This window comes from Micromonospora sp. S-DT3-3-22 (assembly GCF_015354745.1).
In the GTDB taxonomy this organism is placed as follows: Bacteria; Actinomycetota; Actinomycetes; order Mycobacteriales; family Micromonosporaceae; genus Micromonospora; species Micromonospora wenchangensis.
This window is the reverse complement of the sequence record NZ_JACGMO010000002.1, coordinates 1-12083: the sequence shown is the minus strand read 5'-3', so window position 1 is coordinate 12083 and position 12083 is coordinate 1. Positions and strand designations below refer to the sequence as shown.

The 12083-nt window shown below is 68.3% G+C and carries 11 protein-coding genes, 1 tRNA gene and 1 pseudogene; 9 read left to right on the top strand and 4 right to left on the bottom strand.

Annotation, left to right across the window (positions count from 1 at the left end):
* Window positions 1–151: 151 nt before the first annotated feature.
* The 8 genes and pseudogenes from H1A17_RS00645 to H1A17_RS00620 all read left to right on the top strand — a co-directional run bounded on the left by H1A17_RS00645 (window position 152) and on the right by H1A17_RS00620 (window position 6373).
* Window positions 152–1270 carry a cellulose binding domain-containing protein gene (locus tag H1A17_RS00645; RefSeq protein ID WP_194820740.1) on the top strand — a complete coding sequence of 373 codons (1119 nt, stop codon included), beginning with the start codon at window positions 152–154 and terminating at the stop codon, window positions 1268–1270.
* Between the two features lie 169 nt (window positions 1271–1439).
* Window positions 1440–2420 (top strand): carbohydrate-binding domain-containing protein, encoded by a 981-nt coding sequence (locus tag H1A17_RS00640; protein ID WP_309236650.1) that lies wholly within the window; start codon window positions 1440–1442, stop codon window positions 2418–2420.
* Complete coding sequence (locus H1A17_RS35755; RefSeq protein WP_375372777.1) at window positions 2420–2839, top strand: PHB depolymerase family esterase; 420 nt, start codon at window positions 2420–2422, stop codon at window positions 2837–2839. The genes H1A17_RS00640 and H1A17_RS35755 overlap by 1 nt, the downstream gene beginning before the upstream one ends.
* A 15-nt stretch (window positions 2840–2854) precedes the next feature.
* Window positions 2855–3106: pseudogene (locus H1A17_RS35750) on the top strand (prolyl oligopeptidase family serine peptidase); the annotation flags it as partial.
* A complete protein-coding gene (locus H1A17_RS35390) occupies window positions 3089–3754 on the top strand; it encodes an RICIN domain-containing protein (RefSeq protein WP_309236657.1) in 666 nt (221 codons plus the stop codon). The pseudogene H1A17_RS35750 and the gene H1A17_RS35390, both read left to right, overlap by 18 nt.
* A gap of 191 nt (window positions 3755–3945) precedes the next feature.
* Window positions 3946–5187: a cellulose binding domain-containing protein gene (locus H1A17_RS00630; RefSeq protein WP_194820739.1), complete on the top strand. Its 1242-nt coding sequence runs from the start codon at window positions 3946–3948 to the stop codon at window positions 5185–5187.
* Window positions 5188–5291: 104 nt separating this feature from the next.
* Window positions 5292–5552, top strand: a complete 261-nt coding sequence (locus tag H1A17_RS00625; RefSeq protein WP_194820738.1) for a hypothetical protein — start codon at window positions 5292–5294, stop codon at window positions 5550–5552.
* A gap of 611 nt (window positions 5553–6163) precedes the next feature.
* Window positions 6164–6373: a hypothetical protein gene (locus tag H1A17_RS00620; RefSeq protein WP_194820737.1), complete on the top strand. Its 210-nt coding sequence runs from the start codon at window positions 6164–6166 to the stop codon at window positions 6371–6373.
* A 280-nt stretch (window positions 6374–6653) separates the two neighbouring features.
* Here H1A17_RS00620 and H1A17_RS00615 read toward each other — a convergent pair whose 3' ends face one another.
* Window positions 6654–7277, bottom strand: a complete 624-nt coding sequence (locus H1A17_RS00615; protein WP_194820736.1) for a TetR/AcrR family transcriptional regulator C-terminal domain-containing protein — start codon at window positions 7275–7277, stop codon at window positions 6654–6656.
* A 70-nt stretch (window positions 7278–7347) separates the two neighbouring features.
* Here H1A17_RS00615 and H1A17_RS00610 point away from each other — a divergent pair, with 70 nt between their 5' ends.
* Window positions 7348–8586 carry an FAD-dependent monooxygenase gene (locus tag H1A17_RS00610; protein ID WP_194820735.1) on the top strand — a complete coding sequence of 413 codons (1239 nt, stop codon included), beginning with the start codon at window positions 7348–7350 and terminating at the stop codon, window positions 8584–8586.
* 124 nt (window positions 8587–8710) lie between these two features.
* Here the strand turns inward: H1A17_RS00610 and H1A17_RS00605 are convergent.
* The 3 genes from H1A17_RS00605 to H1A17_RS00595 form a co-directional block, all read right to left on the bottom strand.
* A tRNA-Asn gene (locus H1A17_RS00605) sits at window positions 8711–8813 on the bottom strand.
* A gap of 87 nt (window positions 8814–8900) precedes the next feature.
* On the bottom strand, window positions 8901–11264 hold the full coding sequence (fxsT, locus tag H1A17_RS00600; protein ID WP_194820734.1) for an FxSxx-COOH system tetratricopeptide repeat protein: 2364 nt from the start codon (window positions 11262–11264) through the stop codon (window positions 8901–8903).
* Complete coding sequence (locus H1A17_RS00595) at window positions 11261–11671, bottom strand: hypothetical protein (protein ID WP_194820733.1); 411 nt, start codon at window positions 11669–11671, stop codon at window positions 11261–11263. The genes fxsT and H1A17_RS00595 overlap by 4 nt, the downstream gene beginning before the upstream one ends.
* Between the last annotated feature and the right edge of the window lie 412 nt (window positions 11672–12083).

Here is a 12083-nt window from a genome sequence, read left to right as displayed (position 1 = left end):
CTCCAGTTCAGGAGAGCATCCATGACACGTCACCATGCCCTGCCGGCGTCGGCTCCAGCCGACTCGCCGATGGCCGCCAGCCTGACCGCGGCCACGCTTGCCCGCCTCGGCCGCGACCACCTGCTCACTGCGACGCGATAGGGAGTCCCCGATGTCGCGGAAACCCCTTCGTCACGCGGTGCTCGCCGCGATCATTACGACCCTGGCGCTCACCATGGTGCTTCCCGGCACCCCTGTACGGTCGGCCCCCCGCCAGTCGGCGGCGGTGCCGACCAGGATCATGCCGCTCGGCGACTCGATCACCGCGGGCCCCGGCTGCTGGCGCGCCCTGCTCTGGAACCAGTTGCAGACCGCCGGCTTCTCGAACATCGACTTCGTCGGCAGCGCCTCGGATGGCGGAAGCTGCAACTACGGCTTCTCCTACGACGCGGACCACGAGGGCCACGGCGGCTTCTCCGCAGTCGGCATCGCCGACAACAACCAGCTCCCGCCCTGGTTGAGCGCGGCACGGCCGGATGTGGTCGTGATGCACCTGGGCACGAACGACCTCTGGGGCGGCTGGCAGTCCATGGACACGATCCTCGCCGCGTTCACCAAACTGGTCGGGCAGATGCGGGCGAACAACCCCAGCATGAAGATCATCGTCTCGCAGATCATCCCGCACCACGGCTGCACCACCTGCCCCGCCGACACCATCACGCTCAACAACCGGATTCCAGGCTGGGCCGCCGGTCTCACCACCATCCAGTCACCTATCGTCGTCGTGGACCAGTGGACCGGCTTCGACGCAGCCACGGACACCGGCGACGGGGTGCACCCGAACGAATCGGGTTTCCGCAAAATGGCCAACCGTTTCCACCCCGCGCTCGCCCGGGTGCTCGGCGGTACCCCACCGCCCACCTCGCCGCCGGGCCCGGCCCCCTCCGCCACCCCGACCCCGCCACCGTCGACACCCCCGCCCGGCAACGGGCGATGCACGGCGACGTACCAGGTGGTCTCCCAGTGGTCCGGAGGATTCCAGGGCGAGGTGAGCGTCCGCAACGGCTCGACGGCGGCCACATCGACGTGGACCGCAACGGTCAGCCTCGGCAGCGGCCAGCAGGTCTCGCAGGCATGGAACGCCACGGTCACGCAGGCCGGGGCGACGGTCACCGCACGGAACGTGAGCTGGAACGGCGGCCTGGCACCGGGTGGCACGACCAGCTTCGGCTTCCTGGCGTCCTCGACCGGCAGCAACCCGACACCGGTGGTCAACTGCGCGGTCAGCTGACCACCAGCGGGTGGCCGAGACCCCGGACGCGCCCACGCCACCCGATCAAACGATCAGCCATGCCCGTACCCGGACCGCCCTGGCCGTGGTCGACGCCGGAGAAGGCCGGTCAGGCCCCCGTCGACCCGTAGGCCGGACGCGGCGAAAACGATCCTCAAGGAGAGCTACCGTGAAGAAGAAATGGTGTTACGCCCTCGTCGCATTCCTGGCGATCCTGGCCCCGTACCTCCTCGTTCAGCCGTCGGCGAGCGCGGCGGCATCCACCCGGGTCATGCTCCTCGGTGACTCGATCACCGGATCGAACGGCTGTTGGCGTTCGCTGCTCTGGCAACACCTCCAGTCCTCCGGATACTCCAACGTCGACTTTGTCGGAACGTTGCGGAACCCGTACTGCTCCGGCACCTTCGACGTCGACAACGAGGGCCACGGCGGCTTCCTCGCGACGGGAATCGCCGATGGCAATCTCCTTCCCGGGTGGCTGTCCGCCACCAGACCGAATGTCGTCGTGATGATGCTCGGCACCAACGACGTCTGGAGCAACAAGGGAACTCCGGCGATCCTGAGCGCGTACTCGAAATTGCTGGCGCAGATGCGGGCCAACAACCCGGACGTCAAGGTGCTGGTCGCGCAGATCCTGCCGATGACCCCGGCGGGGTGCGGCACCTGCAACGCCAACGTGCAGAGCCTGAACGCCGGTATTCCGGGGTGGGCCGCGACCAACAGCACCAGCAGGTCACCGGTGCGGGTGGTGGACCAGTACACCGGCTTCAACACGGCGCAGGACACCGTCGACGGCGTGCACCCCAACGACACCACCGGCATTCGCAAGATCGAAGCGAGGTTCTTCCCGGCGTTGACGACGCTGCTGGGCACCTCCACCCCGACCTCCCCGCCGCCGACCGCGCCCAACGGGTACCCGTACTGCGCCAGTGCCGGCAGCGACCCGGACGGCGACGGCTGGGGCTGGGAGAACAACCGGTCCTGCGTGGTGCGGGGTGGCCGCGCGGACAGCGGCGCGCCGACTCCCAGCGCCACCGCCCCGAACGGCTACCCGTACTGCGCCAGCGCCGGCAGCGACCCGGACGGCGACGGCTGGGGCTGGGAGAACAACCGCTCGTGCGTCGTCCGGGGCAGCCAGGCGGATCACTGATGAGCCGGCGAACCGTGAACCGGCTCCGTGCCATCGCCGTCGGGGCCGCTAGCATCGTCGCAGTCGTACTCGGCGCGCTGACGGTGGCACCGCCTGCGGCTGCCGCCTCGCTCCAGGAGATCACCAACTTCGGAGCCAATCCGAGCGGGGCGCGGATGTTCCTGTACGTCCCGGCGAGCGTCAAACCGAATCCGGCAGTCGTGGTGGGCGTGCACTGGTGTCACGGCACCGCACAGGACTTCTATGGCGGCACCAGCTACGCATCGCTGGCCGACCGGTACGGATTCGTCGTCATCTACCCGTCGGCCCCCAGCAGTGACGGATGTTGGGACGTCCACTCGACCGCCTCGCTGAGCCACAACGGTGGCGGCGACTCCCTCGGAATCGTGTCGATGGTGAACTATGTCAAACAACGGTAAGCCGCGGATCCGGGGCGCATCTTCGTGACGGGTCACTCGTCCGGCGGCATGATGACCAATGTGTTGCTCGGCGCCTATCCTGACGTATTCCGTTCGGGATCGGCGTACGCCGGCGTGCCGTTCGGATGTTTCGCCGGCCCCAGTTCGTGGAACACCGCCTGCGCCAACGGACAGATCATCCGGTCGGCCCAGCAGTGGGGTGACGCGGTGCGGGCCGCATATCCCGGCTACTCCGGCGCCCGGCCACGGATGCAACTGTGGCACGGCACCAACGACGACACCCTGCGCTTCCCCAACTTCGGCGAAGAGATCAAGCAGTGGACCAACGTGCTCGGCGTCAGCCAGACGCCGACATCCACAGAACAGAACCAACCCCGCTCCGGCTGGGTCCGCACTCGCTACGGCAATGGGGTCGAAGCGATCCAGGAAACCGGCCAACCACACAACCTGCAAATTCTCGCGGACGAAACCATCCACTTCTTCGGTCTTGACGCCTCGACCACCCCGCCGCCCTCGTCGCCGCCCTCGACGGCCGGTGCGATCGTCGGCACCGCCTCCGGCCGCTGCGTGGACGTGATCAACGCGGCCCAGGCGAACGGCACCGCGGTGGCGCTCTGGGACTGCAACGGCGGATCCAATCAGCGCTGGGAACGCACCGGCGCGGGACAACTGCGGGTGTACGGCAACAAGTGCCTCGACGCTGAGGGCGGCGGCACGTCCCCCGGCACGAGAGCCATCATCTGGGACTGTACCGGCGGTGCCAACCAACGGTGGAACGTCAACCCCAACGGCACGATCAGCGGCGCCCAGTCCGGCCTGTGCCTGGACGCCGAGTCGGGCGGGACCGCCAACGGCACCCGGGTGATCCTGTGGACCTGCGCCGGCGGGTCGAACCAGCGATGGAGCATCCGCTGAGATCGAGGTAGGGCCGGCGGACCCGCCGCGACGACGATTCGTCGACGCCGGCCCACGCCGCCACGTCCACGCCCACGGGCCGGACGTGGCGGCAGCCCGGCGACGGCGTCCGACCGCCTTCCCGGCAGGCCGGCCTGCCCGGGTACGCGGACCCCACGGTGACGACTTCTCACGGAACTGGAGTGACACTCATGCGACGACGGAACCTTCTGCGGCTGAGCGCTGCCGGCGCGGCAAGCCTGGGCGCGGCGTCCCTGCTCGGCCCCTGGCAGGCAGAGGCCGACACGGTCGGCCCGCTACGGACCGCACCGACCACACCGCTCGCGGTGGGCGTACGCCAGTACAACTGGATGCGCGGCAACCGTCAGGTGACCACCTTCGTGTACTACCCCTCCACGGGCCCATCCGGCAGCGGCCCCACCACCAACGCACCGGTCGCCCCGGGCGTCTTCCCCGTCTGCCAGTACACGCACGGCAGTGGCGCCAGCCCACAGGGCGCCCTGGCACACATCCGACCGATGGCCGCAGCCGGCTTCATCGTCCCGGCCCCCGTCTTCACCAAGGCCAGCATCGGTGACACCTACAACGGCGAGCTGCCCCGGGACGTCTCCGAAGCCATCACCCGGACACTCGCCCTGAACACCGGCAGTGACCCGTTGGCCGGCCACATCGACACGGCCAACGTCGGCGTGTCCGGCTACTCCATGGGCGGCATGACCACCAACGCGCTGCTCACCGCGTTCCCCGACGCGCGGATCAAGGCAGCGGTCGCCATGTCCAGCATCAGGATGGGCGGTCCGAGCCCGGTGGTTCGCGCCAACGTGCTGTTCGTCCACGGCGACCGGGACACCCTGACGACGTACTCCTCGGCCCGCCAGTCGTACGCCGAGATGCCCACGCCCAAGGCGTTCCTCACCTTCATCGGCGGGGACCACAGCAGCTACTTCTCCGACAACCGGGCCATCAGGACCTACCTCGACTGGATGCGGTGGAGCCTGTACGGCGACACCACCGCCCGCGACCGCCTCGCCACCGACGCTACTTCATCCGGCACCAGGTGGGAGTTCGTCCCGGGCCCGGCCATTCCGACAACCGGGCCGGCGACGCCGTCACCCACGGGTACCACCCCGGCACCCACCGGGCAGGTCGGCGCGACGTACCGGATCGTCAACACGTGGTCGGGCGGGTACCAGGCCGAAGTGACCGTGACGGCGGGCAGCGCACCGATCAACGGGTGGACCGTGCGGTGGACCATGGCCGGCGGCGCCACCATCAGCCAACTGTGGAACGGCACGCTGAGCACCAGCGGTTCGTCGGTGACGGTCCGAAATGCCGGCTACAACGGATCGCTGGCCGCTGACGCCTCGACCACGTTCGGATTCCTCGTCGACGGCGCACCGGCGACGCCCCCGCTGACCGTCACGACGCCGTAGCACGGCGATCAGGGCATCCGAGTGGGACGCTCACCAAACGAATTTCAGAAAGCCGGCGTGACCCCCGGTGTCCGTCCTACGCGCGGTCGATCAGGATGCCGGGGGTGCTGCCGAACGCCTCTACGCCCCCCTGCTTGCCGTCGCTGATGGACCTGCGGCCAGCCGAGGTGTGCGGGCTGCGCTGGTCCGATATCGACTTCGCGGCCGAAACGATCGCGGCCGGAGACAACACCGGGACGCTCTTCGACGGTGAGATCGGGGAGTCGGCGGCCGGCAAAGGCGGCCTACCGATGCCCACGACAGTCACGAAGGCCCTGAGGCACTCCAAGGTCGGGGCCGAAAGGTTGCTCGGCACGCCTGCCTGACTTACCTGGCCGGCACCGGAGTCCCCGACGTCGTGCTGGTGGGCGTGGGCCGGTCACGCGGACGGCGGCACGCTCGCCAAACGCGTTTATGCCCACCCCGACAGCAGCCACTCGAAGGCGGCAGCCGAGCACCTCGAATCAGGCATCCTCGGGTGACTCCCACACCTCGAAAATCAGCAGTACAAGCGTACGCGCCGGATTGTGAGACGGGATAGCAGAGAAGCCTCGACCCATCGAAGTAAATCAAGGCCCTGAACTGCTGCTCTTTACCTTCCCCTCACCGAGCAGCTACCACAGAGGTTCGATAGACAACTGTTTTCGGCGTACCGGATGCGCCGCACCGGTCTCATTTGCGTGCGGCGAAGCGGGACCGCCGGTGAGTCGAGAGACCACCGCAGGGGCGTCGAGGACCCGCCGGTCTGTGCGGTGCGCGGGCCCGGGAACCCCCTGTTGATCGGTTCGGTCAGGGCGTGACAGGCCTGCGGCGGGTTCGATCGGCCTGACAGCCGAGATCTGGGTGGTGCATGTCATCCACGGCATGCCCGCCCGGTGGGGACCACCTTCGGGGCGGCGAGGTCCACGGTTCGGCACGGTCGGCGCGCGTCACCGTGATGGTCGGTGACGCGGTGGAGACCCGCTACCAGGTGAAGCAACTGCTGCCCCGGCTGGTGGTCGGGTTCGTTCTGTCGGCGTTCGCGGTCCCGGCGACGGGGGCACTCATCGACGTCGCGAATGCGCTGACGGCGTCGATGGTCGGGGTGTCCGCACCGACCACCGAGGCGGTCACGTTCGTACAGGCGCGGTGCCAGTCCACCCAGTAGATCGACGCGGTCAGCGAGGCGTTCGGCCTGACCGCCGGGGAATCACGGCTACTGCTGTCTGCGCCCAGGGGCGAGGGTCTACTCGTCGCCGGCCGCAGCCGGATCCCCTTCCGCAGCATCGGATCGGCTACCGAACACACGCTCGCCGTCACTTCCCCGGAGTTCGTCGCTTCTCTGGGGGTTTGTGAACGAACTCAGGGGTGCTTAGGGGTCAGAAGTCGGCTGTCGGCGTACACGCGTTGCGGCGCATCGATCGCAGGCTCACCGGCCGTATAGCCCGCTAGGGAATGCTCGTGGCGCTACGTAGGTCGCTGCGCCGGATTTCACACGGAATGGGTCCGGCGGGTCGGCTGGTGTCGCTCAGGCCGACCAGGATGAGGGACAGACCGGCCTCAAAGGCTGACTCGTGATCGATCGTGGGGATGTCGGGCGGTAGGTCCGCACCTGATCCTGTGTCGGCCTGCTCCTCCAGCACGCTGCCGACGGTGAAACGGCTTGCCGTCAGCATCGCCATCTGCGCGTCGCGTTCGGGGAGGCCGGAGGCGACCAGGAATGCCATCTTGTGACGGATCCGGTCGAGGTCGCCGGTGGGTGCGCTGCCGGCGTGCAGCCGCGCGCCGTCGCGGTGCAGCAGCAGGGTGCGCCTGAAGCTTCGGGTGTTTTCCAGGAACCAGGCGCGCCAGTCGTCACCGGGTGCCGGCAGCGGTGCGGTGGCGTGCGGCGCCATCGCCGCCTGCGCCAGGGCGGCGAGCAGGTCCTTCTTGGTGCGGAAGTAGTGGTAGAGCGTGGGCTGTTCGACGCCCAGCCGCTTCGCCAACTGCCTCGTGCTGACGCCGTCCAGCCCGGCCTCGTCCAGTAGGGCGAGTGCCTCGGCGACCACGATCTCGCGGCGGATTTTTGTCACGTTGCCAAGTCTATCGCCGATAGATAACCTCGAAGAGAATCATTCACCGATAGAATTCGGGGTGAGGGACATGACCAACCACTCTCTGCGCATCCTCGTGGCCGGTGGTGGCGTCGCCGGGCAGGCCCTGGCCTTCTGGCTCACGCGCGGCGGACACCGGGTCACCGTCGCCGAACGCTTCCCCGCCCTGCGGGCCAGCGGGGCTCAGGTCGACCTGCGCGGTCAGGGCATCGAGGCCATCCGCCGGATGGGACTGCTCGAAGCCGTACGCGGCAAGCTGGTCGACGAGGCGGGCGTCGCCTTCATCGACGCACACGGCCGGGCCAAAGCCACGATCATGGCAAACACCTCCGGCCGGGGCCGGCAGACCCTCACCTCGGAGTACGAGATCATGCGCGGTGACCTGGTGCGTATCCTGCACGACGCGACGAAGGACGACACCGAATACCTCTTCGACCGTAGCGTGGACGGCTTCGAACAGGACGAACACCGCGTCGTCGCACACTTCTCCGACGGATCCACCGGCGAGTTCGACCTTCTCATCGCCGCCGACGGTCAGGGCTCGCGTCTGCGGCGGGCCATCCTCCCGGACGGCGCCGACCCGTACTGGCGGGTCGGCATCCACATGGCCTACTGGTTCGTCCCGCGCATCGCCTCCGACAGCAACATCCGCGACACGTACATGGTCCCGGGCGGCCGGCAGATCATGCGCCGCAGCCACAACCCGGCCGAGACCCAGGTGTACTTCGTGATGCGGGAGGAGTCCGCCGAAGCCTCGGCAATCCACCGGCAGCCGGTCGAGGTCCAGCAGGAGTTCTGGGCCGGCCGGTTCCGCGACGCGGGGTGGCAGACCGAACGGTTCATCGACGGCATGACGACCAGCCCGTTCTTCTACTCCCAGGAGATCGCCCAGGTCCGCATCGACTCGTGGTCCCGCGGCCGGGTCGTCCTGGCCGGAGACGCCGCCCACTGCGCCTCCCCCTACAGCGGCATGGGCATCTCCGGCGGCCTGGTCGGCGCCTACGTCCTGGCCGGCGAGATCAACCGACGCCCGCACGACCTGACCACCGCCCTGGCCAACTACGAGACCACGCTGCGGCCGTTCATCAACCAGATCCAGGCAGAGGTCAATCCGCGCCTGCTGCGCCTGGGCATGCCGACGAGCCAGGCCGCGATCGACGCCTTCCAGGCCACCACCGCGCTGGCCTGCTTCCTGCACATCCCCGACCTGACCGCCCGCTTCGCGAAGGAAGACCGCGGCGGCGGCTGGCAGCTCCCCGCGAACCCGGTACCAATCCACGCCGCCTGAGCGACCGCCCCCAGGTGGTCCCCAGCTACGCGCCGTCTAGGTCACGGAATCCCTACTGCTGTAGTACGAATTAGAGGCCGTTGACCAGGGAGAATATCCCGGTCGACGGCCTCTTTTCGTGCTGTCGGGACGGCCGGATTCGAACCGACGACCCCTTGACCCCCAGGCAACAACCAAGCCACTCCCACCAGCCATTACACATCATCGAGCTGGATCCGAACGTCCCTCGAAGTCCGTAGTTGTCCACCAGGGTGCGACCTGGTCGTCACTCAGTTAGTCACTCGCCGGAGCCAGGGCTGGGCAAGTTGCTGCAATCAGCCCGCATGATTCGAAGCAGACCGTCTACGCTGAATTTCTGCCTCGATCTCCAACGCCCGCCGCTGCAACGGCAACGCCTCCTCCGCCCGCCCCAGATCCCCCAACGTGTACGCCAGGTTGTCCAACCGGATCGCGATGTCGGGGTGTCCCGCCGGCAACGCTGCCTCGCTGATCTCCAACGCCCGCCGCTGCAACGGCAACGCCTCCTCCGCCCGCCCCAGATCCCCCAACGTGTGCGCCAGGTTGTTCAACCGGGTCGCGATGGTGGGGTGTCCCGCCGGCAACGCTGCCTCGCTGATCTCCAACGCCCGCCGCTGCAACGGCAACGCCTCCTCCGCCCGCCCCAGATCCCCCAACGTGTACGCCAGGTTGTCCAACCGGAGCGCGATGTCCGGGTGTCCCGCCGGCAACGCTGCCTCGCTGATCTCCAACGCCCGCCGCTGCAACGGCAACGCCTCCTCCGCCCGCCCCAGACCCACCAACGTGTACGCCAGGTTGTCCAACCGGAGCGCGATGGTGGGGTGTCCCGCCGGCAACGCTGCCTCGCTGATCTCCAACGCCCGCCGCTGCAACGGCAACGCCTCCTCCGCCCGCCCCAGATCCCCCAACGTGTGCGCCAGGTTGTTCAACCGGGTCGCGATGTCCGGGTGTCCCGCCGGCAACGCTGCCTCGCTGATCTCCAACGCCCGCCGCCGCAACGGCAACGCCTCCTCCGCCCGCCCCAGACCCACCAACGTGCCCGCCAGGTTGTCCAACCGGGTCGCGATGTCCGGGTGTCCCGCCGGCAACGCTGCCTCGCTGATCTCCAACGCCCGCCGCTGCAACGGCAACGCCTCCTCCGCCCGCCCCAGATCCCCCAACGTGCCCGCCAGGTTGTCCAACCGGAGCGCGATGGTGGGGTGTCCCGCCGGCAACGCTGCCTCGCTGATCTCCAACGCCCGCTTATCAGCTTGGAGAGCCTGGCCGTACCTGGCCTGCGTGTAGTGATAAAAACCAACCTGGCCTAGCAGGGAAGCGAAGGTCAGATCTACGGTGTCCTCGGGCATGTGTTGAGCAAACGCTTCCACGTGTGAGGCGAGTGCCCTCCACTGCGGCCAGATGTCTACGTCCTCTGATGGATTGCCTCGTGGACTGGCTTGGTCGAGCAGAGCCAACGAGCGATCAAGGACTTGCTGCCACAACGACTCGGGTACCTCGCTGTGCTCGTCGCGGTAGTCGCCCTCGGCCCGCATCTGCGCCTGACCGCGAACCACCGTCTGAAGGAGCCGGTGAGTGCTGACTGTCGTCTGCGTGAGCGTGACCAGGTTGTACGAGGCCAACGCCGACAGCAGCTGGTCGACAGCACCCGGCTGCTCGGCAAATCCGGCCAGGATCGAGCGCGGCACGTCGTCCGGCGCGTAGCACGACAGAATCCGTAGCAGGTCGATCGCTGCCGGCCGGACCTCGCGCAGTCGGTCGAGGGTCAGCAGCCACACCTGCGCCACCGCCCGCTCCGCCTGGTCCCCCTCCGCGATCGTGTTCAACACCTCGGCAGGCTGCGCCCGAAGCCGATCCAGATAGACCGACACCGGCAGGCGGGTCTGCCTCAGATAGCCGGCCGCCTGCTGCAACGCCAACGGCAGATACCCCAACTCGTCAGCCAACACCGCCGCCGACAAGGAATCCTGCTGCTGGCCACTCTCTAACAACAGTCGCACCGCCGACTCACGATCCAGCATGTCCAGACGCAGACACCCGTCAACCAGCGACTCCCAGTTCACGTCACGCCGCGTCGTGATCAAAAGGTGCCCCGTGTCCAACTGCGCCAACAACGGCTCGACATCCGAACGCTGCTCCACGTTGTCCAACACCAGCAACCAACCCGACTGGTTCTGCAACCAACCGACCGCCCACCCCGCAGCCTCCGCCGTGGTCGCCGTCAACACCAACTCCGGGTTCACTCGGGCCGTCAACGTCGCCAAACCGCTCTCGATCGCCCCCGGGCTATCAGCAGTCACCCACCACCGCACCAGATACCGATCACGCCCCCGGTGGGCGTACTGCAACGCCAGCTCGGTCTTACCCACCCCACCTAGGCCATGCACCGCCTGACAGATCACCCCACTACCGGCCGACATCACCTCCTCCAGCTCAGCGAACTCCTCCTGACGACCCACAAACAACCGAGTCGGAGGCTTGGGCAGATTATGCAACCGCCTCCCCAAATCGGGTACCGTCGAGGGCCGATGCAGCTCGATCCTCCGCGCATCAACCTTCGCGTCATCCCCGGTGATAGCAAACCCGCTGATCTCACCCGCCGCAACCGACCGGCCACCCTCAGCGCTCACCCCACCAAGGCCGGCAGCATCGCGATCGGTCACCGAGTCACCTGGCCGCCATCCCCGGTGATCACCACCCCACTGATCGTCTGCGCGGCAACGGACCGCTCACCCGACGCCGTGACCGTCACCCCCGCCGACACCAACAACTGCGACAACTCCGCAGCCAACTGCGCATCGGCAGCCACCAACTTACGGATCTGCAACCGCAACGCCGCCAACCGATCCTCATCAGCCGGATCCTCGGCCACATCCATCACCGCCGCCTCCACCAGCGGCGCGGACTCCTTCCGCCCCAGCAACCGACGCAACAACCGCCCGCCCAGACCCACCGTCGCGTCCGCTGCCACCTCCTGCACCCGCGCCACCACACCCGCCCCATACGCTCCCGCAGCCGCCGCCACGTACGGCACCACTACACCAGCCAACGCAGTCACATCCGGCTCCATCAACCCTCACCCTCCAAGCCCTCTGTCAGCGACCCTGATCAGTACCACACCAACGCACACAGCGTCACGGCACAACCACAACCACCGCCATCCCGTCTGCCGTCGACCCGCACTCCTGTGGAGCGGGCCTCCGCCCGGCCCGCCACGTCAAGACGGCCTTGACGCACGGTCGGACGCTGGCGGGTCGGGCGGTGGTCTGCTCGGCTCGCCCGGGTCGACGGTGGGCGGGATGGCTCCCCACCGCCACCACCCACGGCCCGCAAGCCGCCGACGGAGCCCCGGCCATCCTGGAGCCGGAGCGCCCCCGCCGGAGGCGCAGTAACCGCAACCCCGCTACCGGCCCGCCGGCCGCCGACGGACCCGCCGTGCGCTCTCCTGCGCCGCGCGGGCTGCTGGCCGCGCGGCCCGGCCG